The sequence below is a fragment of the Leptospira semungkisensis genome (assembly GCF_004770055.1).
Taxonomy (GTDB): Bacteria; Spirochaetota; Leptospiria; order Leptospirales; family Leptospiraceae; genus Leptospira_B; species Leptospira_B semungkisensis.
Window position 1 is genome coordinate 800,398 of the sequence record NZ_RQEP01000019.1, and the last position, 23,991, is coordinate 824,388.

Annotated in this window: 22 protein-coding genes; 13 read left to right on the forward strand and 9 right to left on the reverse strand. The window is 42.7% G+C overall.

Annotation, left to right across the window (positions count from 1 at the left end):
• Positions 1-16: 16 nt before the first annotated feature.
• From EHO59_RS17945 to EHO59_RS17960, 4 genes are all read left to right on the forward strand, one after another.
• On the forward strand, positions 17-607 hold the full coding sequence (locus EHO59_RS17945; protein ID WP_135589805.1) for an ABC transporter substrate-binding protein: 591 nt from the start codon (positions 17-19) through the stop codon (positions 605-607).
• The gene (locus tag EHO59_RS17950; RefSeq protein WP_135589806.1) at positions 607-3,519 is read left to right on the forward strand and encodes an efflux RND transporter permease subunit; all 2,913 of its coding nucleotides are present in this window, start codon (positions 607-609) and stop codon (positions 3,517-3,519) included. Before EHO59_RS17945 ends, EHO59_RS17950 begins: the two co-directional genes overlap by 1 nt.
• Positions 3,516-4,160 (forward strand): MXAN_6521/LA_1396 family lipoprotein, encoded by a 645-nt coding sequence (locus EHO59_RS17955; protein WP_135589807.1) that lies wholly within the window; start codon positions 3,516-3,518, stop codon positions 4,158-4,160. The genes EHO59_RS17950 and EHO59_RS17955 overlap by 4 nt, the downstream gene beginning before the upstream one ends.
• Before the next feature lie 136 nt (positions 4,161-4,296).
• Positions 4,297-4,569 carry a hypothetical protein gene (locus EHO59_RS17960; protein ID WP_135589808.1) on the forward strand — a complete coding sequence of 91 codons (273 nt, stop codon included), beginning with the start codon at positions 4,297-4,299 and terminating at the stop codon, positions 4,567-4,569.
• A 67-nt stretch (positions 4,570-4,636) separates the two neighbouring features.
• On the opposite strand, the gene EHO59_RS17965 is transcribed toward EHO59_RS17960, so the two are convergent.
• On the reverse strand, positions 4,637-5,554 hold the full coding sequence (locus EHO59_RS17965; protein WP_135589809.1) for an NAD(P)H-dependent flavin oxidoreductase: 918 nt from the start codon (positions 5,552-5,554) through the stop codon (positions 4,637-4,639).
• Between the two features lie 82 nt (positions 5,555-5,636).
• Here EHO59_RS17965 and EHO59_RS17970 point away from each other — a divergent pair, with 82 nt between their 5' ends.
• Positions 5,637-5,948, forward strand: a complete 312-nt coding sequence (locus tag EHO59_RS17970) for a putative quinol monooxygenase (protein WP_135589879.1) — start codon at positions 5,637-5,639, stop codon at positions 5,946-5,948.
• Positions 5,949-6,180: 232 nt separating this feature from the next.
• Positions 6,181-7,206, forward strand: a complete 1,026-nt coding sequence (locus EHO59_RS17975) for a S1C family serine protease (protein ID WP_135589810.1) — start codon at positions 6,181-6,183, stop codon at positions 7,204-7,206.
• A gap of 321 nt (positions 7,207-7,527) precedes the next feature.
• Here EHO59_RS17975 and EHO59_RS17980 read toward each other — a convergent pair whose 3' ends face one another.
• The 7 genes from EHO59_RS17980 to EHO59_RS18010 all read right to left on the reverse strand — a co-directional run bounded on the left by EHO59_RS17980 (position 7,528) and on the right by EHO59_RS18010 (position 15,025).
• Positions 7,528-8,244: a pirin family protein gene (locus tag EHO59_RS17980; RefSeq protein ID WP_135589811.1), complete on the reverse strand. Its 717-nt coding sequence runs from the start codon at positions 8,242-8,244 to the stop codon at positions 7,528-7,530.
• A 110-nt stretch (positions 8,245-8,354) separates the two neighbouring features.
• Complete coding sequence (locus tag EHO59_RS17985; protein ID WP_246053048.1) at positions 8,355-8,627, reverse strand: hypothetical protein; 273 nt, start codon at positions 8,625-8,627, stop codon at positions 8,355-8,357.
• Positions 8,628-8,695: 68 nt separating this feature from the next.
• On the reverse strand, positions 8,696-8,992 hold the full coding sequence (locus EHO59_RS17990) for a hypothetical protein (protein ID WP_135589813.1): 297 nt from the start codon (positions 8,990-8,992) through the stop codon (positions 8,696-8,698).
• A 53-nt stretch (positions 8,993-9,045) separates the two neighbouring features.
• Positions 9,046-10,197 (reverse strand): DUF445 domain-containing protein, encoded by a 1,152-nt coding sequence (locus tag EHO59_RS17995; RefSeq protein ID WP_246053050.1) that lies wholly within the window; start codon positions 10,195-10,197, stop codon positions 9,046-9,048.
• Positions 10,182-12,668, reverse strand: a complete 2,487-nt coding sequence (locus EHO59_RS18000; RefSeq protein ID WP_135589814.1) for a hypothetical protein — start codon at positions 12,666-12,668, stop codon at positions 10,182-10,184. Before EHO59_RS18000 ends, EHO59_RS17995 begins: the two co-directional genes overlap by 16 nt.
• Before the next feature lie 84 nt (positions 12,669-12,752).
• Positions 12,753-12,923 carry a hypothetical protein gene (locus EHO59_RS18005; RefSeq protein ID WP_167882123.1) on the reverse strand — a complete coding sequence of 57 codons (171 nt, stop codon included), beginning with the start codon at positions 12,921-12,923 and terminating at the stop codon, positions 12,753-12,755.
• 164 nt (positions 12,924-13,087) lie between these two features.
• On the reverse strand, positions 13,088-15,025 hold the full coding sequence (locus EHO59_RS18010) for a PP2C family protein-serine/threonine phosphatase (protein ID WP_246053052.1): 1,938 nt from the start codon (positions 15,023-15,025) through the stop codon (positions 13,088-13,090).
• A gap of 321 nt (positions 15,026-15,346) precedes the next feature.
• Here EHO59_RS18010 and EHO59_RS18015 point away from each other — a divergent pair, with 321 nt between their 5' ends.
• The 7 genes from EHO59_RS18015 (at position 15,347) to EHO59_RS18045 (ending at position 23,626) form a co-directional block, all read left to right on the forward strand.
• A complete protein-coding gene (locus EHO59_RS18015; protein ID WP_210413100.1) occupies positions 15,347-16,372 on the forward strand; it encodes a sulfate ABC transporter substrate-binding protein in 1,026 nt (341 codons plus the stop codon).
• Positions 16,373-16,481: 109 nt separating this feature from the next.
• Positions 16,482-17,309, forward strand: a complete 828-nt coding sequence (cysT, locus tag EHO59_RS18020; protein ID WP_135589815.1) for a sulfate ABC transporter permease subunit CysT — start codon at positions 16,482-16,484, stop codon at positions 17,307-17,309.
• The gene (cysW, locus tag EHO59_RS18025) at positions 17,306-18,205 is read left to right on the forward strand and encodes a sulfate ABC transporter permease subunit CysW (RefSeq protein ID WP_135589816.1); all 900 of its coding nucleotides are present in this window, start codon (positions 17,306-17,308) and stop codon (positions 18,203-18,205) included. The genes cysT and cysW overlap by 4 nt, the downstream gene beginning before the upstream one ends.
• 11 nt (positions 18,206-18,216) lie before the next feature.
• A complete protein-coding gene (locus tag EHO59_RS18030) occupies positions 18,217-19,281 on the forward strand; it encodes a sulfate/molybdate ABC transporter ATP-binding protein (RefSeq protein ID WP_135589817.1) in 1,065 nt (354 codons plus the stop codon).
• A gap of 119 nt (positions 19,282-19,400) precedes the next feature.
• Positions 19,401-20,432 carry a DUF4384 domain-containing protein gene (locus tag EHO59_RS18035; protein WP_135589818.1) on the forward strand — a complete coding sequence of 344 codons (1,032 nt, stop codon included), beginning with the start codon at positions 19,401-19,403 and terminating at the stop codon, positions 20,430-20,432.
• Between the two features lie 83 nt (positions 20,433-20,515).
• Positions 20,516-21,427 carry a prohibitin family protein gene (locus tag EHO59_RS18040; protein ID WP_135589819.1) on the forward strand — a complete coding sequence of 304 codons (912 nt, stop codon included), beginning with the start codon at positions 20,516-20,518 and terminating at the stop codon, positions 21,425-21,427.
• Between the two features lie 15 nt (positions 21,428-21,442).
• The gene (locus tag EHO59_RS18045; RefSeq protein WP_135589820.1) at positions 21,443-23,626 is read left to right on the forward strand and encodes a caspase family protein; all 2,184 of its coding nucleotides are present in this window, start codon (positions 21,443-21,445) and stop codon (positions 23,624-23,626) included.
• On the opposite strand, the gene lfb1 is transcribed toward EHO59_RS18045, so the two are convergent.
• Positions 23,627-23,986: an LIC10280 family protein gene (gene lfb1 / locus EHO59_RS18050; RefSeq protein ID WP_135589821.1), complete on the reverse strand. Its 360-nt coding sequence runs from the start codon at positions 23,984-23,986 to the stop codon at positions 23,627-23,629.
• Positions 23,987-23,991 lie beyond the last annotated feature (5 nt).

Genomic DNA, 23,991 nt, shown 5'->3' on the forward strand with positions numbered 1-23,991 from the left:
CTCCTTAGGTAATACTGTGAGACTTTTTAGAACTTCCCTACTTTGCTTACTTCTTCTTTCTTCAGGCATTCTGTTTGCCGAAGAGACTCAGGCTCCCTCAGAAAATCCGTCTCCTTCTCCCGAGGTTTCGGTAGAAGACCAAACGTTAGCCTCCGTTAAAAAACTCATCGGCTTCATCCGATATAAAAAGAACGATAAGGCTCTCGCCTTGATCCATGTCGGAAAATTCTCCGAAAAATTGTTAGTGGGTCACAAGGTTTCTGCAGCTGACAGAAAAGATTTTGAGGAAGCAATCGGGGAATATATCGTTAACAAAGCGTTTCCGATCGCTCTTAAATATTTCGACAAGATCGATATTACTTACGAGAAACCGACTGTGAACGCAACTAACGCTAGGATCGGTTCTTCTATTTTATACAAAGGTTCCGATCAGATCAAGTTCGCTTGGATTCTTTCCGAAGTGGAAGGTGCATGGTACATCAGCGACTTTGAAACGGAAGGCAAACTTGCCACAGAGATCAATCGAATAAAGAACATAGACCCTTCTATCAAGAAGAACGGGATCAAGGGCACGATCGACTTAGTGCGCAAAGCAGCTAAAAACTGATGAGAAAGTTTCTATCTAAAACGGTCGAATTCGTCTTAACCAGACCGGCCGCTTCCTCTCTCCTCTTAGTCATTGTTCTAGCGCTATCCATTTTCTACGCGCAAAGACTTTCCATCAATAGCGATAACTTACAACTCCTTCCTTCCGATAATCCTTCCGTAATACAGACCAAAAAGGTCATCGAGATGGTTGGGGGAAGCGGCTTCTATACTGTGGCCCTCAAGTTTAAAGATGACAAGGGAATGAGCGAGCATCTCGCGAAAGCCTTTGCAGCCAAAAGAAACGGAGATCCGGAAACCCAGAAGAAAGAGTTGGAACTCGCTGATGAGGCAAAACGCAAGAACCTTGCTTATTACAAGGCAAAGGAGATTGCATTAAAAAGAACCTCAGATCGTTTAGCGGCAACTCTTCTGGAAAACAAGGAAATGGTACGATATGTTTCCTTTCGCTATAATGTTTCCTTCTTACAAGATAGACTTCCTCTTTTTCTAAAAACCGAGGACTTGATTGAGATCCGAAAAAGGATAAAGCATAAGATCGATGATGAGATCGAAAAAGCGAATCCTTTCTTTATCAAACTCACGAATGAAGAATACAATCCGGATTTTTCCGATATCATTTCCAAATACCAGAAGCTGGCTAAGAGAGATATATTCGATGAATATAATATTTCTCCAGACAAGGGAATGCTTATCGTTCTAATTAAGCCTACTGGTTCTTTCGTGGACATTCAGTTCTTGGAAAAATTGGATGTTTGGGTACAAGGAATCGTCAAAGACCTAAAGTTAGAAGAAGAAGGGATCTACGCAGGTTATACAGGCGCTTATAAATTAAACCAGGACGATTACGAAACTCTGGTCCGAGCATTGAAGCCGATCGGTATAGCATCTTTCTTAGGGATTGCACTGCTTCTTCTATTATTCTTCCGTAATCCTCTTTTTATCGTAATCTTATTATTCTCCTTAATAAGTGGACTACTCATGACCTTCGGATTGACCGGACTCGTCATAGGAGAATTGAATAGCATCACAAGTATCATCGGTTCGATTCTGATGGGTCTTGGGATCGATTACGGCATCCAGTTCTTATACAGATTCAGAGAAGAATTCACCAAGAAGCAGGACATCGTTCGAGCGATCAAGGATACGATCTATCATACTGGAATCGCTTCTTTTAGCTCGGCATTGACTACCACTTCTGCATTTGTGGTTCTATCTTTCTCGGAATTCAGAGGATTCAGCGAGTTCGGGATCATCGCTACTTACGGGATCATCATGATCGCGATCGCAATGTATGGAGTCACTGCATTGCAAATTGCACTTCTTCTGAAATGGTTCCCTTCTCTTGCGAAACTATTCGTATTGAGTGAAGATCAACAGACCCCTTCCGGACTTTTGAGAAGATTTTACTCCAGGCCTGGAGTACTTTCTATTACCGTATTGGTTCTCGTGATCTTACTCGGGATCTTTGCTCCTAAGGTGCAATTCGATGTGAACGGTAGAAACCTTCTCGTAGAAAACCTGGAGTCCGTAAATCTATACGACGAGATCGGTGATAGATTCGATATTTCCTCCGATCCTCAAGCGATCGTAGTAAAGACCTTGGAAGAATCCGAAGCAGTCTTCGATTATTTGAGTCCGGTTCCGGATAAGATCGCCGGCTCTGTGGATCAGGTAGTTTCTCTTTGGAATTTCGTTCCTCCTTATACCCAGCAATTGGAGAATCGCAAAATACTGGATCAGCTTTCCAAGGATATGAAGCCTGTGAAGCCTTCTTTCTTAAAACCGGAGCAAAGAAAATATCTTCCAAAAGCGAAGCTATTTCTCTCGGTTAAGCCATACGATTATAAAGAAGTTCCAGACTATTTCGCGAGCCAATTCAAAGAAGTTCCCAACTCGAAAGAAAAAGGACATCTTCTATTTCTCTATCCTAAGGTAGCTCTTTGGCACGGTGGAAAATTATTAGAATTCTTTGCTGCGATCGGAAGGATAGAAGTACCTAAGGTTTCCAGAAGGACTCTGAATTCGATCCTGTATTCTACTGGTATCACTGGAAAAGGATATTTGGATCCAGTAAAAGAGAATTACTCTCCAGAAGAGACAAAGGTGCTTCTTCGTGCCTTGAACACTTACTCTAAGGAAAAACTTCTCTCGGTTAAGGTGCTTCCTGGAACAGTAGACACGATACTGGAACATAGGCCTTATAAGGATATCGCACAGATCCGCTCTTATACTTTTCAAACGGATACTGCAGGAAGTTTAGTACTTTTCGCAAACCTAGTGTTGATCGTAAAGAGAGAAGGTTTCATCGCCTTCTTCGTAACCTTAGCGTTAGTGATTGTAGTCCTAATCTTATTCTATAGAGCCTTCTTGCCTGCGCTTCTCTCCTTGATCCCTCTTTTATTGGGGATCGTGGTGACAGTCGGCTTCATGGCACTCATAAATTTAAAATTAAACTTTATGAATGTGTTAGTGTTTCCAGTTATCATCGGTTATGGAATCCAAAACGGGATCTATATCTATTATAGATTTAGGGAAGATCACGATATAGTGAAAGCCATGGCAATGGTCGGACCGGCGGTAATCGCTTCTACCCTGACTACTTTAGTAGGTTGGAGTGCTCTCCTTCTCGCAGATCAAAGAGGACTTCATTCTATTGGAAACGTAGCGACCATCGGAATCGCGGCCTGTCTATTGATTGCACTTACACTTTTGCCAGCTATATTAGTTTTAGCTTATAGAGGAAGAAAGTCCGAGAAATCGGAAGCGGTTCCTCTTGGATTCGGACCGGATGAAGAAAGTTCAGAGACTTCTCTTCCTTCTACTCTTGCAAAAGTAGAAGAGCGGCCTTTACCTAAAAAAGCTGCTAAGAAGAAGACTCCGGCCAAGAAAAAAACAGGAAAGAAGAAATGAATTCCAAACTTCGAATCTTGTTACTTGCAATTTCGGTTCTATTCTTAATGAACTGCGCCGTGAAGCAGGTGAAACAATCTCCGAATTACGAAAAATCACTAAGCAATTTCAAACGGCTTACGATCTCAATTTCTCCTGACTCGAAGATAAATCCTACAGAAGCGACTCTTGCAAAATCCATAGCGGAGCAAGAACTCGCACATCATAAGGAATTTATAGTGTATCCGGATCCTTTGAATAAGAATGTAAATTGCGGAGTCCAAATCGGAAAGTCTCAGGGAGTTCTCAAATTGAAGTTGGAAGAATCCTTGAATGGAAGCACTCCAGGTTTTCTAGTTTGGCTTCTTCCTGCGGTTTTAGGTCCTTCTTCCAATGGAATGAGACTTACTATCTCCGCTTCTATGCAGAAATGTGATACCAAGGAAATTCTTTGGGAAGGAAAAGCCGCTTCTTCTTATCCGCTAGGAGGAGATGAGGAAGCTACTCTCCGAACTTCTTACGAGAATAAATTGGGAAAATCCATCGGCCCCAAGGTACTTCCATATTATGATCTTCTGAAGTCTTTATTGGATCAAATAGAGAGTCCTGTTCTAAACGAAGCAGAACAAGACGAGAAGATCGAGGTAGAAGCCGGAGGTTAAGACGCTTCGGCAATTTTAGATTCTGATTTTAAGCTCATAGCGAACAACGTTTCCAATTCGGAAAGGGGAACTTCTTGTTGACTGGATTTCTGTATCAGTTGTTATACCGGAAATCAGCCCCTAGGAGAGAAAGAAAATGAGCGCATTTATGACAGGATCCAAAATTGCCACCGGAGCTTTTTGGCTGCTTTGGATCGGGTTAGTAACTCAAATCGTACACGTATTGCCCGAGTTAGACGGGATCGTCGTCCTTCTTGGATGGGTCATTTTGGGAATGCATGTGATCGAAACAGCAATCTATTCCTTCCGTGCGAAAGATAGAGGTGGATTTAAAACCTCGGATGCTCTACAAGTTTTCGTATTCGGAGTGTTCCATCTCATTCCGGTCAGCTTTTCCGATAAAAAATAATCCAGAGAGATTACATAGAAAACCCCGAGCTTTCAAAAGGCCTCGGGGTTTATTATATTCTAAAACCTTAATTGAGTTTAGGTAAGTTCTTTAAGATTTCAGAATATTCCTGAGCCATACTTCTGACTACATCTCCCGCCGGCACAACCGAATCGATCTGAGCCACACCATGACCGGCCGACCAAATATCTCTCCAACGTTTGAATTCTTGGTCTATATCTCCGGTTCCTTCTGCATGGAAATTATCTCCAGCTTTTTCGACAGAGCGTTTCAACCAGTTGGCAGGGATCCCAGAAATCTTTTCGGTATAAACAATCTCTTCCGGAGCTGAATCTACGATCATATTCTTGTAATCCGAAGAAGCGGAAGCTTCTTTCGTTGCGATCAATCTAGTTCCCACATAAACTGCATCCGCTCCTAAGGACATGGCCGCTGCCATTTGGGCTCCTCCACTGATGGCGCCAGCAGCAACCACAGGAAGTCCCACTTCCTTTTTCAAGTATGGAAATAAACTGAATGGAGAGATTGCACCTGCGTGTCCCCCGGCTCCTTGAGATACGGCGATCAACGCATCAGCGCCGGACTTAGCTACGATATTCGCATGCTTTAGTGTGGTAACATCGCAGAATACCTTAGTTCCCACAGACTTAGCTTCTCCTATAATAGAACGAGGGCTTCCTAAGCTTGTGATGATCAATTCCACTTTGAACTCCAAGAGGATCTCAAAATGTTTGGCCCAGTTCGGATTATGAGATTTATGTAAAATTAAGTTAACACCGATAGGTTTCTTGGTGCGAGAACGTATCTCTTCCAATCCCCTTCTTAATTCTTCCAAACTGCGATAGTTTTGGGATGGAAATGTTCCCAAACCACCTGCTTCGGAAACTGCTACAACTAGATCCGGATAAGAAACGAGAAACATGGGAGCCCCGATAATGGGCAGATCGATACCAAGCATCTCCGTAATGGGAGTTTTTATTTTCATAAGGGAAAAACTTTCATCTCTATAGGATTCGATCCATCTTTTTTTTCTGGCGAAAGAAATTCGGATCTTGAAACTGGGGCGCATGGTGATCACCGTTTCTTCCTACAAAATACTTCCCGAAAAGATCCAAGAATTCTTGGAGATCAGTTCCGAATTATCCAGAGCATCTTTGAAAGAAAATGGAATACTTCGCTTCGATCTGTTGCAGAACGACGGAGATGATGGAAGGTTTCTATTAATAGAGGCCTATGAAAGCGAAAGCATTCGAAAGGCGCATTTAGACACCCCTCATTTTGTAAACTGGAGGAGAACTGTGCCGGAGATGTTTTCTCAAGGGACCACCACAGTTTACTATAAGCCTGTCTCTCCCAAAGCGGAAGAATATAAAAAATAATTCCAATATAAGAAGCGGATAAGTATTCATTTTTTCTAAACTACTTCCGCTTTCTCTCCTTCTATAGGATTTCTAAGTTTTCTGAGTGACTGCCCTTTTCGTTCGAATTCGGATTTCTATTCCAATAGAACGCGGTTCGGTTTAGAAAAACAAGATTCGGACCATTCATTTCATCTAGTAATTTTATTCTTTTTGGGACTCTTATATTGGAGCAGGGAGTCCAAGAAGTATTATGGTATTATTCACGAATTCAACCAACGATTTCATATCTTCTATTCACGAAAGTAAGAACAAAGACTCTAAGGAGGCTTCTGGCTCAAACGAATCTTACTCAGAAGAAGAGATCTTAGACGCTTATTCAAAATCAGTGATTCGAGCCGTCGAGAACGTAGGACCAAGTGTGGTCCATTTACAAGTTTCGAATGCAAAAGGAGAAGGTGGAAGTGGCTCCGGTTTCTTTCTTACACCGGACGGATATATTGCTACGAATAGTCATGTGGTGGACGGAGCAAAGAAGATCCAAGCAAATCTTTCGGACGGTTCCAGTAAGGAAGCAGAGCTTGTCGGAAATGATCCGCATACTGACGTAGCAGTCTTGAAAGTACATGGAAATTCATTTCCTCATTCTTCTTTTGCGGACTCCAAAAAATTAAAAGTAGGACAACTCGTAGTAGCAATCGGAAATCCTTACGGCTTCGAATCTACTGTCACCGCAGGAGTGGTAAGCGCTCTCGGAAGAAGTTTACGTTCTCGTAATGGAAGATTGATAGACAACGTAATCCAAACGGATGCCGCACTCAACCCTGGAAATTCCGGCGGCCCTTTAGTCGACTCCCAAGGTAGAATTGTCGGGATCAACACTGCGATCATTCTTCCCGCACAAGGGATCTGTTTTGCAGTCGCCTCTAATACCGCTGAATATGTTATTACTCGTCTGATCACTCATGGCTCTGTCAAACGAGGGTATCTTGGGATCGCAGGTCAAAATCAGAAGATCCCTTCTCACACTAAATCCATGAACAGGCTTCAATTGGATTCGGGAATACTCGTAATGTCTATCGAGTCGGGCTCTCCTGCGGACCGAGCAGGAATCAAGAATAACGATCTAATCATTGGCCTGGCTGAGAAGGATATTCATACCATCGACGATCTTCATAAGATTTTGGATGAATCATCGATCGGAAAAAAATTAGGGATCCGTCTTCTGAGAGATGGCTCTATTCGAACCTTCTTCGTGGAACCAGGAGAACTGAAGTAGGGAATTTGAACAGCCCCCACCCAATCGAGCGACCCATAGGGAGCAAGATTCCCGTAAGAGTGACGAACGAAGTGAAGTCAAACGAGTGGACCATGAAAATAAGCGCGTGCAGACCAAATCGAAAGGGAGATTCAAATCCGAACAGCCCCCACCCATCTTCGGGATCGGGGGGAGTGGCCCGTGGGAGAAGCGAATTCCCTATACCAGAAAATCGTCATTCACACAATCGAAAAAATTTGCCTATTTCTTCGTGGGAACTGTGTTCCTACAAATAAAAAAGGGGAATCTTCTGAACGAAAATTCCCCATAGAGCAACTTAACTTAAACGATCTCTGGAACATCCATCAAGAGAAGTTCCGAGCCTTCTAAGGCTTTTACCTTCAAGAGATCGGCTCCAGGAAATCCTGCGCCATCTCTCACTGAGAGTTCTGTTCCGTTTATATTCACTTTTCCTGATATTAGAAAAGCATAAACTCCACCTCTCTCATTATTCTTGGGCTGATAAGAAGCTTCTACTCCTACATCCAGATTTCCCAAGGAAAACCAAGCATTTTGGTTGATCCAAAGACCTTCTTCGGATTCCTTAGGAGCAACCACTACTTGGAATTTATTCTTTCTATCTTCGACCGAAAATTGCTTTTGATCGTACCGAGGCTCAGCCCCTCTTCGATCAGGAAGCACCCATATCTGAAGAAAATTCACCGGATCCGTTTTGGAATGATTGTATTCCGAATGAACGATCCCTGTTCCTGCAGACATGACTTGCACTTCACCAGAGCGAATCACACCGGAAGTACCGATGCTGTCCTTATGCTCTAAGGATCCCGTCAATGGGATCGAGATGATCTCCATATCTTGGTGTGGATGCGGATCGAACCCCCTGCCCGGAGCCACGATATCATCATTCAAAACTCGTAATGATGCGAATCGTATCCTTTCCGGGTTCATATAGTTTCCGAAAGAAAAAGTATGATTGGACTTGAGCCAACCGAAATCCACTTTTCCTCTTGTATTTGCCTTATGAACGACCGCTTCCATTGTATCTCCTTCTCGCCCTTTTCTTGGGCGATTACTAATTAGACATAGGTATTGTCAATTAGTTCATGTTTAAAGTATATAAGACCAGTTTTTTGCCAAACTGATTTTTTCTACTCTGTGCTAGGAAGGCCGGACACAACCACGCAACGAATAAAGAACAAAGGAGGAAGAAAGAATCCTCGATTATAGACTTCTCCATTAGACAAAGATAGAGTTCCTGCAGGAGCCTTTTCTATCGCATTATCGTAAGCTCTTTGTAGATCGGGCATAAATCTTCCAAAGAAAAGCGGAAAGATCAAAGCTACGCAATCTTCTCCTTCTACCTTTTGGTTGGTGAAGACCGGCCTGTCCTTAGCTGGGCGAACTCTTTCTACCCTGTACACCAAGGACTCTCCGAAGCAATTCGAAAGAAAAAGGAGAAACGTTAATATCAAAAATGGTTGGAGGAATTTCAATGCGAGATCTCCAAACCGTAATGCAATCTATAACAACTGCTGAATAATCCGTCTTCTTTCTTAAGGATCTCTAGGTCGCGTATATGAGTAGCGCTCGGATTCTTTTGGGGAATGCGAAGAAGTATATTCCGAACCGAATCCCCGCAGGCCTTCTCATCCTGTTTGTACAAGGCTTGCTGCACTCCGGGAGGAATTTGATTCATTCGTAAATTATGAAAATAGAAAACAGTGCTCGAATAACAATTGCTGAACGCAAGGTAAGCAAGAAGAAGAGCAGTTACTCGAAGCTTCATGGAAATCAATCTTTATAATTGGATATAAAATTAGGCAAGAGATAAAATCTTTCCTAGTTTTGGAATAATAAGACGAGAATTCCGATGCAAGATCCTACTAAAAAACCGAGCAAACTTCCATTAATTCGGATCCTTTCTAAGACCCTTCTGGTCTTTGTTTCCAAATTTTCACGAAATTGTTTCGGTTCTAATAGCTTTAATCCCTTGGCTATTTGTTCGCCGACATATTGTGATACAGACTCGCTTGTTTTAGATCTGAGAAATTCTAATAATCCTCTAATAGGACCGTATTCTCTTAAATTCTCTAGCTTAGATAATTCTTCTTTATGAGTTAGAACAAGCTCGCTAATGAGACGATTCAACTGTTCTTTTCCGAAATCAGCAAGCGCCCTGACCGCCTCTTCCCTCTTATGATTCGGCAATTCATTCCAGGAGCCTACATAAAGCTCCGCGCATTCGGAGAATAAGGAGAAGACTTCGAATAGCACTTCCTCTTCTTCCGTTTGGAAATCTTTTCCGTCTTTCAATCCTTCTCCGAATTCTCGGATCCGTTTTTTAGGATCGATAAGCCAGATCAAAGGCTTTGCGAGAAAGGAAAGTCCTTTAGTGATCTTATCGATCCTTTCTCCGAAATCTTCCTTGTCTGTCGCTTTGACCAATGCTTCTCCTACAAGAAAGCGGACAGTCATTAGGATCTCTTTTCTTCTATTCAATTCATGTAATATTTGTTTGTCGGCTCCGGAGAATTTGAAGTTGGTTACGTAAATTACGATATCTTCTTCTACCTTATTCCAAATAAGATCTAAGAATTCCCTGATTTCCTTTTCTCCATGGATATGTTTGTCCAAGAGTTCTCGTATGACACGAATATTTTCAGGCTCATCTAGGATCTCATCCAAGTAGGATTTCAATTTGTGTTCGCTCATCAGATCGGAAGAGACCCAATTTCCTATCTCTTCTGCGATGCTTTCACTTTGGGATTCTACTGCTTTGTACGTCTTCCAAACGGCAAACCAGTCGCAGATCGCTCCTACGAGTCCACCTTCCAAGCCATGAATTAGAATATTTCCCCAGGCGTAGGAACTCCAACCATAGTAAAGCCCGGAGAGCAAGGCCCCTCCGAACAATACCAATAATAGATTCGATACGAATTGTAAGCGAGAGTACGGCTTGTTTCCGTACAAACGGATCAACGGAAAAACCACCTTCCTTTAATGAAGGAAGCGAATAGAAATAGCACCGGCAACAAGAACATCACGATAGTGAGCAAGGGAGAATTTCCCTTCCAGAATTTCAATTGAACATCCGGATTTTGAGAACAGACCAAAATCTCATTTCTCTGGGTTTGAAAAAGAACTCCTCCGTTCTCATCTTCCCATTTCGGAAAGAAAGATCTACGAACGATCCTGCAATACGATTTCTTTCCGGTCTCCTTTATCTCTGGGCTAAGAGTAGCGGTTTCTGTTTCACTCAGTATTGATTCATCGGAGAAAACCCTGGGCAGGATCGGAATCTCGGCTAACGTGGGGACCTCGACTTCTAATTTTGATCTTTCTTTTACAGGAAAGAAGCGTCCTAAGAATTCATCTCGATCTAAGAATTGTAAGTCACCGAACTCCGCCTTTAATTCTTCTTTCCAAAATGCTTGTGCAGGAGGAACATTTAATACTAGGATTCCCTGAAACCATTGGGATAAATTCCCGCCGGCATTTTGGATCTCCTTCTTTCCTATCCTTGCAAATACGATCCCGCTATCCAAACCTTCATGTAGAATGGCTTCATTGGTATTGTATAAGAATCGTTTTGGTCTAAGTGCTTTTCCTCCGGTCAACTCCCGGTAATCAGCGACTCCCCAAGCTTTTTCCGTCAAAAGCGCAAGATCACTTCCTGGATTCTTGACTCGGAACAAGAATAAGAACGCCTTATTTTCCAATTCTTTCTCGTAAGTGTGAGTAGGACTTTCATTAGTCTGCAATCCTTCTTCGTTGACCCAACCCTTGACGAGTTCAAATCGACTCGGATTCGACTTTAAAATTCTATAAAGTTTCTCCGTAGAACCTAAGATATAAGAAGTCCCGTTGGATTGAAGGAATCGATGTAGTCCTCTTCCCGCTTCTTCATCCGGAAGTTCCTCCTCGTAACCTGGGTTTCTCTTCCAGGAAGTCCAAGGCAAATAACGACTCAAATAAGGTTGGATGGCAAGAGAAGAAAGAGAAGCATCTGCTTCCATTCCCAGAATATTTCTGTGTCCTGCTCTACGAATGATAAGTCCGAGAGTAAAAGGACTGTCCCCCCATTTTCTATGAGAGTCGATCTCCGGAAAGATCTTTGAATCCTTTGGCAATTCAGAAAGAGTCGCTTCGACTTCTTTCATTCCTGTGCTCGAGAAACTGTCCTTTAAAAAAGTAGTATTCTCTTTCCATTCCAATTCAGGATGCCAGAGAAAGAAACGAATCAATGCAAAGAATAGAAGTGCCACTACTGAATATTGTCCTACCAATGTGGACGTCTTGTTCTTTAAGAGATGCACCGCAGTTTCTAAAGCGGATAAGGTTAAAAATAGAAGGGAAAGATCTAGAGCTCTATACCAAGGAAATCCTAAGCCAGGAAAAAACTTAGAAAGAGAAGTATCTACACCAATCCAATAGAAGATGAGACTCGCAAAGAAAACGAATCTAGAAGCAGGAGGAAATATTTTACGTTTTAGTATAAAACGAATTCCTAATAGAAATAGAACCGGAAAAACGGCTTGGATCCAATGTAGACCCACAATGAAATTCCATAAGAAAGCGAAAAGTCCGCTTCCTTCCCAAATCGGTTTTAATGCTCCGGATCCCAAGATTGAAATCAGTCCAGGAGTGGATTCCATAGGGAATGTCTCCGCTCGATAGGAGGAATATTTCAGAAAGTTCCACCAAACTGGAGCAGCGAAAATCAATGGAATGAAAAATACGAGCGAGAAGGCTCTCTTTCCCAACTCTTCTCCCAAGAACAGGAAGTAAATGAGTAAGGAAACCAAATAGAACATAGAGGAAGGAAAATCCGAATAGTAAACGCACGCGCTTACCACCAAGTATTTCGCCAAGGACGAGAGCTTTCCAGTGGTCCTATATTTTTCTAAATAATAAAATCCTAATAAACTCCAGCCGAGCCCGAAGAATCCAGTTACGGATCCGTTAAAGAGCCCTACTAAAGAAAGGCCGAATGGCTCTTCTCCTGCGCATAGAAAGAAGAATAACAGTCCAGACATAGCGAGCATGACCGTATTCGCTCTGTGATTCGTTTCGCTTAATAGAAGAAGACTGAATTTGATGAATGCATAAGTGAATAGAAGGATCGAAACCAGAATCCCAATATTGAAGGAGAGAGAAAGAGAAGACCAAAAAAATACGGTCTTATGAAGGATGGCCACCATGAAATAGAAGAAAGGAGGCTCATAATAAAAGACAGGCATGCCCGAAAACCAACGGGTGTCATAACCCAGAGATTGTCCCCCATCCAAAAGAGAATCATAGATTTCTGCTAAATGAGTCTGAGCATGAAGGCTCCAACCGGAAAGAGTATCCTGGCTGAATAGAAAACTGAATTTGATAATTAAAATAAGAAAGGAGGCGAGTAAGAGTAAAGGTCTACGCCAAGCTGGAGCGAGTCTCCACTTCTTCTGAAAAAAAGGCATGCCGCGAGGTTAAGGAAAACGGCCCGAATTGACAAGCAAAACTAAGGCAGTTTCCCGATTACCTACAGGGAGGAAGAAGGAAGACTATTCCTCCTTCACATTATCCTGAACATACTTTCTAAATTCAGCTTCGCTCATTTTATCCGCATAGAGTGGATAAAGAGCCGTGATGAGCTCTTCCAAAGTGGGGAATTTTGCCCCGTCGAGCTTGTATGCCATAGGGTCCTCTACTAGGTAATGATTTCGGGAACTCATTCGTTAGAATGTCCCGTGTACCATCTCTCTAACCATCTTTTTCAGAGATCAATACAATAAAACTAGAAAACGAACACCCTTTACTAAGAAAGATCCTCAATATCCGGAAATTTAAAAGAAAAAGTCATTCGTTATTCCCTGAAAAATTCCGTCGTCCTTTCTATTTAGTTTCTCTGATCCTCTATACCGATTAAGAGTAAATCGTCTTTGGGTTCAGCACTTCCTAAAAACTTTTGCAAATCGGAATGAATGGTCGAAAGAAGATCCTGTAAATTCTGAGTCCCTCCCATTCGGAGAGAAGCCAATACTCTTTCCATTCCGAAGAAGTCTCCGGGAAGTCTCGCGGACTCAGTTAATCCATCCGTAAAGCTCAAGATCCTATAGTGTTTCGTAAGAGGAATCTCTCGATCCGTAAATTGAAAACTCTGCAATAGCCCCACGAGAGGATTCTCGCATTCCACCACATGCTCCTCATCTTGTGTTTGGACTAGTATAGGAGGAGCTCCCGCTAAAGAGAGGGTTAACTTTTCTCGATTCGGTGAGATCTCTAAGATTGCCGCTGAGAAGTAAGTGGCAACATTCCCGTACTTTCCATGAAATTCGGAACCCATTTCGGATAATATACTACCAGGAGTTCCTTCCTTCCATCTCAGATCCTCATACACGCTTCGGATCAGGATGGTAATGAGTGCAGCTTGGATCCCGTGTCCTGTCGCATCCGCAAGAAAGATACGGATCCTTCCATCAGATAATTCTACTATATCGTAAAGATCTCCTCCTACTTCTGCAAGAGGTTTGTGTAATATTCTAAATCGAACTCCTCCAATCAGTCGATCCGAACCATCCTCAAGATTCAAGAGCCCCTTTTGGATCTCTCTTGCGATATTCAGATCGTTTTGGATCAAGCGAAGGGCATTTCTCAATTGCTTTGTTCTTTCCTCTACTCTCTTTTCTAGGTTTCTAGAAAGATCCAAGAGTCTGTCCAGGTTATCCGAACTACGAATGGATAAGAACACGGATTGAGCGATCAGAAAGATAAATGCACCTATATTCGTAAAATATCCGGTATCTAAGAAGAAGGTAGCATATAAGATATCGTGGATCAATGCAGCATACACGAACACGAACCCGGCAAGAATGATTAGAGCCCCTTTTCTTTTTCTCAATGCGGCTTTTGTAAGAGAGAATAGCCCTAATGTTCCGGCAAGAAAGGCAACCAGATAATAGATCGTAACCGTATACGTAAAAATCCGCACAGGAAAGATAAGCACAACTAAACAGGCACCCGCAGCGATCCACCAGACCAGATCTACTAGGATCCTTTTTAATTCTCTAGGGAATACGGAAAGAATATAGTTCAAGAAGACTGGGATCGCAAGATAGAAAGTAATATATTCGATCCTTATAAAATGAGAATACTTTATAAAATCAAGATATTCTGAAATGACTCTCGTTCCGGCAAAGATGCCTCTTATGGCCATGATAAGACAGTACAATCCGAAATAAAAAGAGGCGGCCTCTCCCCTTCTCACTACCGCAAAGATCAAATGCAGTAGTCCTATGCAAAAAAGCCCTCCTGCGAGAAAGACATCCATGAATCTTTCTCCGTGCCAGACCTGGGATAAATTCTTTGCCGTCCCAAATCTCATCGGAGCCCAAAAGCCTCCGAGTCGATGCTCCTTGTTAGCGATCTGCATATCCACTCGGACCTCGTCGCCTTGTGGATAGAATGTTACGAATCTAGTGCACCAAGCAGGCTTGACTTCGAATATAGTGCTATCGGTTGCATTAGGGAATTCTACTTCTCCGCAGGACGCGAGTAACTTGCCATCCACATACAAGAAGTAGGAAGAACTCTGCTCTTGCACTAGAAGAGCCAATTCTCCGTAGTCTCTGTTTAATTTGATTGTGAGTTCGTAGGTTCCGTATCCTTCTCCCAATCTAGTTCCGTTCTTTCCGTTCCAAGAAGCAGGAACAGGAAGCATTTCGTATGTGCCTTGGTCTTCCGATCCAAAGCTCTTCCAAAATAACCAACGGAATTTCCAGAGTCCGGATAATAATACGGGACCTTGGGTCTCTAGATCATGGGATTTTAATTCCAAAACTCCCTGGACAACGGGAGGATGATCGGCCTTCTCCCAAATATCCCCGCAACCGGGGAGAAGCAGAAAAACGGTGGGAATGAGAAGGACCAAAAACCCATTTTTCAGATTGGTAACAATACGATGAATGGTAGGAACTCCTCGCTTACCGGAAAATCTACCTAGATCGGGCGAAAAGCATAGGAAAAAAATCTTTCTAAGATACAAAACCCTTCTTGACAAACCCAGGAGGTCTTCCAACTATAGCAGAAAAATATCCAATAAATTGAATTAAACCTCTGGCTTATTGGCAAAAGGGACGTAAAAGTGAATCCTATGAAAATGAAATCTAAATTCTTCCGATCCTTAGCGATCTTACTAGTAAGCGGCGTTGCTACCTTCTCCGTATATGCGGACGATGTTCTATTGAACGTTTCCTTTGATCCGACCCGCGAGCTTTACGAAGAAGTAAACAAGCAGTTCGTCGATTCTTGGAAGAAGAAGACAGGTAAGGCACTTACCATCCAGCAATCCCATGGAGGATCCGGTAAGCAAGCGAGAGCCGTAATCGACGGACTCGAAGCAGACGTGGTAACTCTTGCACTAGCTTATGATATCGATAGCATCGTTACTAATTCAGGTGCAGTTTCAAAAGACTGGGAGAAGTCCTTCCCTCATCATTCTGTTCCTTATTACTCAACCATCGTTTTCTTGGTGAGAAAAGGAAATCCTAAAGCAATCAAAGACTGGGACGATGTTGTAAAACCTGGGATCGGTGTGATCACTCCTAACCCTAAGACATCCGGTGGAGCTCGCTGGAACTATCTCGCCGCTTGGGGATTCGCTAAGAAGAAGTACGGAACAGAAGAGAAAGCAACCGAGTTTGTTAAGGCTCTTTATAAGAACACTTCCGTTCTGGACACTGGAGCAAGAGGTTCCACAACTACATTCGTTCAAAGAGGAATCGGAGACGTTCTTCTGGCTTGGGAGAATGAAGCAGAACTCGCTATCTCCGAATCCAAAAAAGCAAACGGTGGAAACTCTCAATTAGAAGTAGTCTATCCAAGCGCGAGTATTCTCGCAGAAACTCCAGTTGCTGTCGTTGAGAAAGTGACGAACAAAAAAGGAACCACTGAATTAGCAAAGGCTTACTTGAACTTCTTATACACTAAAGAAGGACAAGAGATCATCGCTAAGCATTTCTTCCGTCCAAACGACGCAGCTGTATTGAAAGCAAATGCTTCCAAATTCCCTAAGGTAAATCTATTCGATGTAAGAAGCATTGAAGGTTCTTGGGCGGCTGCTCATAAGAAACATTTTGCAGATGGCGGTCTATTTGATTCCATCTATGGCGAAGCTAAGAAGTAAGTCGTTTACCTCTTCATCTCTTTTGTAAAATCGGAGCCGACATTCGTCGGCTCTTGGTTTGACGAAATAGACTGTCTCCCAAGAATCGACTTCAGGGACTTCTTTCACTTTGAAACTGATCTTTCGCCCTTATTCTAAAACGAGTTTTGGTCTTTCTTTCGGCCTAACCGTATTTTATCTGAGTTGTTTCGTAGTTATTCCCTTATCCGCACTCGTATTCAAATCCGCAAATCTGGGATGGGCTGGATTACTTTCCGTCTTTTCAGAAGATAGGATCCAAAAGGCTCTGCTCCTGAGTTTCGGTGCAGGAGGAGTCGCTGCCATTATCAATTTGTTCGTAGGATTCTTATTTGCTTGGGTATTAGTTCGTTATGATTTTCCGGGCAAGAGGATATTGGATTCCTTAGTGGATCTTCCTTTCACTCTTCCTACTGCAGTAGCAGGGATAGCATTAACTACGATCTATTCTCCTAAAGGTTGGATCGGACAATTCTTTGAACCTCTGGGTATCAAGATCGCCTATACTCCTGCAGGGATTGTGATCGCACTCGTATTTATCGGATTTCCATTCGTTGTCCGCACAGTACAACCTATCTTAGAAGAACTTCCGAAGGAATTAGAAGAGAGTGCATTCTGCTTAGGTGCGAGTCGTTTTCAAACATTCACAAAAGTAATTCTGCCGGAGCTTGTTCCTTCTCTTTTAACAGGCACGAGTATGGCATTTGCCAGAGGAATTGGAGAATACGGTTCCGTTGTATTCATTTCAGGAAATTTACCTGGAAAGACGGAGATCCTTCCCTTACTCATTGTTACTAAACTAGAACAGTATGAGTATGCAAAGGCGACAGGGATCGCATTACTGATGTTAGTTCTATCCTTTGCAATCATGTTCGGAATCAATTACTTTCAGAACAAGGCTTCTAGGAGGCTAGGATGAGACATTCCGAACCTATCTGGATCCGTATACTTTTGATCGGCTCCGTATTACTTCTCGCAGGAATCATACTCTTTCTTCCTATCGCAACCGTTTTCATGGAAGCGTTCTCGGGAGGTTGGCAAGCGTATTTGCAGGGATTGCAGGATTCTGACACGATCTCTGCGATGATCATGACATTGAAGGTGGCAGCAATCGCCGTGCCTTTGAATACGATCTTCGGACTCATCGCAGCATTCCTTCTGACTAGATTCGAATTTCCCGGAAAGAATGTGCTCTTGACGATCATCGATTCTCCATTTGCAGTTTCTCCTGTGATCTCAGGTCTTATCTTTCTACTTGTATTCGGAAAACAAGGCTGGCTCGGAGACACATTAGAAGAATGGAATATTAAAATCGTATTCAATACGCCAGGCCTAGTGATCGCTACTATCTTCATCACATTGCCATTCGTAGCAAGAGAGCTGATTCCTCTTATGCAAAGCCAAGGCAAGGAAGAAGAGGAAGCTGGGATCCTTTTGGGAGCCTCTCTCAGACAAACTTTTTTGAAGATCATCATCCCTAATATAAAATGGGGACTTCTTTACGGATTAATTTTATGTAATGCAAGAGCCATGGGAGAATTCGGAGCGGTGTCCGTTCTTTCAGGCCATATCAGAGGAAAAACAAATACACTTCCTCTTCAGATCGAAATGTTGTACAATGAATACAACTCTATCGGCGCCTTCTCCGCTGCTTCTATCCTTGTATTTCTTTCCTTACTCACTTTGATCTTAAAATCCATCTTAGAGAGAAACCTTCATTCTAAAAAAGAGGAGAAGGATCCGGACGAAGAGATCAACTCTTCAACTTCCGGCGGATCGGAACCACAGAAGAATGTTCCGGATTTCCAAATTTAGGAGATACATATATGTCCATAGAGATACGCAATGTTAGCAAAAGATTCGGAGAATTTCAGGCACTCTCTCATGTGGACCTGACGATTCCCGAAGGAAATCTAGTCGCTCTCTTGGGTCCTTCCGGAAGCGGCAAGACCACTCTTCTTAGGATCATCGCAGGACTGGATGTACCTGACGAAGGCGAAGTGTTATTCAATGGAGAAAAATCCAAGTCTAAGAACTCCAAAGACAGAGGAGTCGGATTCGTATTCCAACATTATGCTCTCTTCCGCCACATGACGATCTTCGAAAATATTGCATTCGGTCTGAAGGTGCGCCCTAGATCTACAAGACCTTCTAAGGAAGAGATTAGAGCCAAGGTATTCCAACTTTTGAAACTGGTTCAGTTGGAAAATTTTCACGATAGATTTCCTTTCGAACTTTCAGGTGGCCAAAGACAAAGGGTCGCTCTCGCGAGAGCTCTGGCAATCGAGCCTAAATTCCTTCTGCTCGATGAGCCTTTTGGCGCATTGGATGCAAAGGTCCGAAAGGAACTTCGCACCTGGCTTCGTAGGCTGCATGATGAAATCCATGTCACAAGTGTATTCGTAACTCACGACCAAGAAGAAGCCTTGGAGGTCAGTGATTCTATCGTGATCCTTCGCTCCGGAAAGATAGAACAGATCGGAACTCCGGACGAGGTTTATAATAAGCCTAAGACTCCTTTCGTATTTCATTTCTTGGGAGATGTAAATCTTTTCCATGGAAGGATCCATGAGGGCAAGGCGACTATCGGAGACCTCCATGTAGAGACTCCTGAACATTCGGACGTGGTAGATAAGGAAGCGGTTGCCTATGTAAGACCGTATGACGTGGAAATCTCCCGCTCCGAAGAGGCTGGGATCCCAGCCGAAATCCAATACATCCACTCTACAGGAAGAAATGTACGAATAGAACTCAAACGTTTGGATTCAGGCTCTTTGATAGAATCTCTCTTGGACCAAAATACGTACAAGGATCTAAACCTTCTCCCTGGCGAAACAGTATACTTGAGGATTCGCAAGGCAAAGGTATACGTGGAAGATTTCTCCATTTAAGTTGGCCGAAGTCTCTTCTCTAACTGATCAAAAAATTTCCTGAAAACGGGGAAAAACAAGCTGCGAAAAGGTCCAAATACAAAGTAGAATCTTATAGAGAATTATCTCCGGAGGCAATCATGTATAGGATTTCCGAAGAAAGCGATCGAGGCTCGGAATTCCCAAAGGTCCGTCTCCTTTTTTCCGGTTCTTTTTTACCTAAGGCTATCTTACTTATTTCAGTTTCTGTCCTTGTCCAATGTGCAAGTCCGTCGGAAACAGTCTCCATTCCGATCACTCCAGTTCCCAGATCGGAGACTAGCCCTTCTTCTAATTTTTTAGATAAATATAATATAGCCTTGCTTAGTTCCGATACTTCTTCGGAAAACCCTCAGGACGAATTAAAGGACATTCTCCTCCGTTCGGAAAGAGTTTCAGTGATCGACAGGCAAAGGACTGCAGATGTATTGAATGAGATCTCCTTGAACCAAACCGGGATCACAGATCCGGCAAACGCTCCTAAGTTAGGAAAGATACTCTCAGCTCAGAAACTAATCTACCTAAAGAACCAAAAGGATCGTTGGAGCGTGGAGCTCGTAGATGTGGAAACTTCCAAATCTGAGTTCCTTCGTTCTTTTAAAAGAGAGAAGTCGGAGAAGACATTCACGGAGCTCTCCGGATTTCTGACCCAGAATCTTCTTCTAAAAAACCTAAGCGTTCTAAAACCGAAAAGCCAAACGATCAAAGTAAGTTTGAATTCTTCCCAAAAGATTTATAGATCGAACGAGCCGGTCTCCTTCTCTATAAACGCATCGGAAGATTGCTATGCGTATTTGATTCTTTTGCAAAGTGACGGAGAAACCTTGCTTTTGTTCCCAAACTCATTTCAGTCGAACAATTTCCTGAAAGCTAACGTCAGACTTCTTATCCCGGATGAAAAGTCGGGCTATATCTTGGCCGCGGGAGAGCCATACGGAACGGATTCCGTAAAGTTGATTGCGTCCAAATCTCAACTGAATTTGTTCCAAACCAAACCTTACGGAGACTCTCCTTTCGGAATCATAGATCGTCCATTTGAGTCCGTTAGTCGCGGTATAAAAATCATACAGACAACGGTGTCTGACGGAGATTGGAATACCTCCGAATTGAGTATCGTTACCTTGGAAAAATAAGTTTCCAAAGAGAATATTAGAGAAATGGAAATTTTTAGGAACATCCTCGGTCTTTCTTTTCAGAAGACAAAAGGAGTACGAAGATGTTCAAGAAATTCATTCTTTCGGGCCTAGTTACCATGATTGCCCTTTCCGCAACCGGCTGCCTCACCACAATAGAACCTGGGCGAGCCGGGATAGTATTTGCGCCTTTCGATAATAAGGTAGAAAAAGATATCCTGCTCGCTGGGAATTATCAGATCCCACCCACAAAAGATGTGATCGTTTACAATCTGCAATGGGAACCGTATAAGGAAACTATCGACGTGATCACTCGAGACGATCTTAGAATAGACGTGGTTGCCTCGATCACTCTTCGTCCCATCCAAGGCCAATTGGTAAGTCTTCACACGGAGGTTGGTCCACAATATTATAACCACGTGGTAAGACAGGATTTTAGGACCAGCGTGAGAAATGCATTCACCAATTATCCTATGATCCAGATCTCTAAGAATAATCAGCAGATCGTTAAGGAGATCAAGGCAATGATGGAGGACAAATTAAGTTCCCGTCATATTGAGATCAACAATGTGAACATAGACGATATTTCTTTTAGCCAACAGATCATGGACGCTATCCAGAAGAAACTTACAAAAGAACAAGAACTCGAGACCATGAAATTCGAGATCGCTATTCAGAAAAAAGACAACGAGATCGCGAGAATGAATGCTCAGAGAGACGCCGAAATCGTAAGCATCAAGGCAAAGGCAGAAGCGGATGCGATCAAGATCGTAAACGAAGCAATCTCTTCCAAATACATCCAATATAAGGCGTATGATAACCCTCAGAACAAGTTGATCTTTGTTCCAGTGGGTCCGAACGGATTACCAGTGACAGTTCGAATGAATGTAAACGAACCTACCGGAACCGTAAAATCACAGACTAAAGCAAATACGGTCGGATCCTTTTCCAGCACAAAACAGAATCAGATCAATTCTGACGACGATAACAACTAACGCGAGGATCGAACGATGAGGATCTTTTTCTTGGCAGCATGTTTCATTTTAAGCGCAGGGCTACTTGCCTTAGATAATCCATTTCATCCTGCCTGGAAAGAATCCTCAGCGATCACTGCATTTACTGATCTTGGAAACGGAAGCATTGCCACCGGATTAGAGAATAAGACTGTTCTAGTTTGGAATCTTACGAATCGAAAATTCAAAGCGTTAACCTCCAACACTTCTATTATTTCCTCCATTGCGTATTCTAATCCATCAGGCAAGATTGCCTACCAATCCGATGAGAGTAAGATCAAGATACTCTCTCCCGATCTGGAAACGAATCTAGAAATTCCGAACTCTCTTGGATCAATTACTTCTTTGGATTTTTCTCCAGACGGTCTTAGATTGTTAGGAGGAGATGAGAATGGTAGAGTGAGGATCTGGGATCTGAGTGGAAAGATGAGAGCAAATTTTCAGGCTCATTCCCTCTCGATCACTTCGATTCAATTCTCTCCGGATGGAAAATCATTTCTGACTGCAAGCGAAGATGGGACCGCTGTACTTTGGAGTCTGGAGGGAACCCAGATCAAGATACTGGATACGAGAGAAAGTCCAATCTTATGCGCTAAGATCTCCAAGGATGGATTGAAAGTGGCTACCGGAGGAGACGACGGGAAAATCAGAGAGATAACAATCGAAAATGGAAAGAAAAACGAGATAGGACAACATACCTCATCGGTTAGATCCATAACATATTCAAAAAACGGAAAGTTTATCCTAAGCTCTTCGGAAGATCTTACGGCAAAGATCTGGGATACCAAGGCGGGCCTGAAGGCTGTTTTAAGTGGACATTCGGACACTGTGAATCAGGCAATCTTTATCAATAACGAAAAGCAAGTTCTCACAGGAAGCGATGATGGAACGCAAAAGATATTCGATACAAATGGAAAGGAGCTCGCAAATATAGTCTTAACGGACAAGGGAAAGATCGTATTCGATCCGAGCGGTGGATTCGATTATGACTCTGAATTTTTAGAAAGTTATTTTTATTTTAATACGGAGAATACAGACGTACATTCCGGTCTGGATTCCTTCTATAGCCTTTTCTTTTCTCCGGGTCTTATTCAAAAGATCTTTCATGGCAGATTGGAAACAAGGCCAAGCGTTTCGGATCTGATCAACACTTCTCCTCCTCCTAAAGTAGATATCCGCTTAGAACCTTCTCCCGATCGAGAAACAGTTTCTATTTCCGTAAAAGCTTGTGACGAAGGCGGAGGGGTCGGAGATCTATATTTATATCATAATGATTCTTTAGTTTCCTTAGAAACTTCTAGGGCAATCCGCTTGATCCCGGGAGATAATTGCATCCATAAGACATTCTCGCCGGATCTTTCTTCCGGAGAAAATTACTTCAGGGTTTCCAGTGCAAGTAAGGCCGGCATAGTCGGATACTCCAAAATGGTCTCCTTTCATAAAACATTATCAGAATCTAAATTACCTAAGCTTCATTTAGTTCTTCTTGCAGTAGATGACTACAAAGGAAAGAGTATGGATCTTAGATATGCAGTCAAGGATGCATTGGCACTCTCCAATGCAGAAGCATTCAAAAAGAAAAATATATTCTCTTCTACTAAGATCTATACTGCTTACGATGCTAAAGCAAATAAGAAGGGAATTCTTTCTATTTTTGAAGAAGTTGCCAAGGAATCTGCACCCGAGGATCTATTGCTGGTCTTTATTGCAGGACATGGCGCGAATAAGGATGGCAAATTCTATTTTCTCACTTCTAACTTCGATCCGGAGAATCCGAATTATTCGGAGAACGGTTTTAGCCAGGAAGATTTTGTTTCCTCCATTGCAAAGGTGAATGCTACGAGAAAGCTTCTCATCTTCGACACCTGCGATTCCGGTGGAGAATGGACCACTCAATTCAAGGAGTTGGGAAATCTTGCCAAGTCGGCTGGGCTTTGCGTCATTGCATCTACATTAGAAAAAGAAGATGCCTATGAATCTTCTGCATTGGAGCACGGAGTATTTACTACTGCCTTATTAGAAGGATTAGGTGGAAGAGCAAACACGAACGGAAAAATTACAGCGTCCGGTTTGATCTCGTATATCAACCTAAGAGTGCCGGAGATCGCGAAGTCTGTGATCAAGAAGGAACAGTTTCCGTATTCTTCTCAAAGAGGCAGAGACTTCGTGATCGCCGAATGATTATTTAGATAGGATCTCGGTTCCGCTTCCGTTCCCCCAGGTGCCCTCCAATCTTGTTCCTCCGTTTTTAACAGTATAGATCACTGGATATGTATCTCCCCAATCCACGGTGAGAGTATTTCCATTCAAGGATCCTGTACCGGAGAACGTGTTACCGACACTCCATTCAAAATTATAAGTACCGTCATCATTCAAGGTCACAGCCACAGATCCTTTGTATCTGCTTCCATCCGGATTGGTTCCGGTTACCTTGTATGTTCCGTATATATTCAAGTCTTGTGCGTTCGTATGGGAAAAGGAAACGATTAACACAAGGACCGTTGCCAATGCCAAGATCCTAGCCTTGGGATTTCTAAACATGCTAT

Excerpts from the sequence above, each read along its gene's own strand:
- EHO59_RS17950 (WP_135589806.1), top strand. The coding sequence starts at position 607 with ATGAGAAAGTTTCTATCTAAAACGGTCGAATTCGTCTTAACCAGACCG.
- EHO59_RS17955 (WP_135589807.1), top strand. The coding sequence starts at position 3,516 with ATGAATTCCAAACTTCGAATCTTGTTACTTGCAATTTCGGTTCTATTC.
- EHO59_RS17960 (WP_135589808.1), top strand. The coding sequence starts at position 4,297 with ATGAGCGCATTTATGACAGGATCCAAAATTGCCACCGGAGCTTTTTGG.
- EHO59_RS17965 (WP_135589809.1), bottom strand. The coding sequence starts at position 5,554 with ATGAAAATAAAAACTCCCATTACGGAGATGCTTGGTATCGATCTGCCC.
- EHO59_RS17970 (WP_135589879.1), top strand. The coding sequence starts at position 5,637 with ATGGTGATCACCGTTTCTTCCTACAAAATACTTCCCGAAAAGATCCAA.
- EHO59_RS17975 (WP_135589810.1), top strand. The coding sequence starts at position 6,181 with ATGGTATTATTCACGAATTCAACCAACGATTTCATATCTTCTATTCAC.
- EHO59_RS17980 (WP_135589811.1), bottom strand. The coding sequence starts at position 8,244 with ATGGAAGCGGTCGTTCATAAGGCAAATACAAGAGGAAAAGTGGATTTC.
- EHO59_RS17990 (WP_135589813.1), bottom strand. The coding sequence starts at position 8,992 with ATGAAGCTTCGAGTAACTGCTCTTCTTCTTGCTTACCTTGCGTTCAGC.
- EHO59_RS18000 (WP_135589814.1), bottom strand. The coding sequence starts at position 12,668 with ATGCCTTTTTTTCAGAAGAAGTGGAGACTCGCTCCAGCTTGGCGTAGA.
- EHO59_RS18005 (WP_167882123.1), bottom strand. The coding sequence starts at position 12,923 with ATGAGTTCCCGAAATCATTACCTAGTAGAGGACCCTATGGCATACAAG.
- EHO59_RS18015 (WP_210413100.1), top strand. The coding sequence starts at position 15,347 with ATGAAATCTAAATTCTTCCGATCCTTAGCGATCTTACTAGTAAGCGGC.
- cysW (WP_135589816.1), top strand. The coding sequence starts at position 17,306 with ATGAGACATTCCGAACCTATCTGGATCCGTATACTTTTGATCGGCTCC.
- EHO59_RS18030 (WP_135589817.1), top strand. The coding sequence starts at position 18,217 with ATGTCCATAGAGATACGCAATGTTAGCAAAAGATTCGGAGAATTTCAG.
- EHO59_RS18035 (WP_135589818.1), top strand. The coding sequence starts at position 19,401 with ATGTATAGGATTTCCGAAGAAAGCGATCGAGGCTCGGAATTCCCAAAG.
- EHO59_RS18040 (WP_135589819.1), top strand. The coding sequence starts at position 20,516 with ATGTTCAAGAAATTCATTCTTTCGGGCCTAGTTACCATGATTGCCCTT.
- EHO59_RS18045 (WP_135589820.1), top strand. The coding sequence starts at position 21,443 with ATGAGGATCTTTTTCTTGGCAGCATGTTTCATTTTAAGCGCAGGGCTA.
- lfb1 (WP_135589821.1), bottom strand. The coding sequence starts at position 23,986 with ATGTTTAGAAATCCCAAGGCTAGGATCTTGGCATTGGCAACGGTCCTT.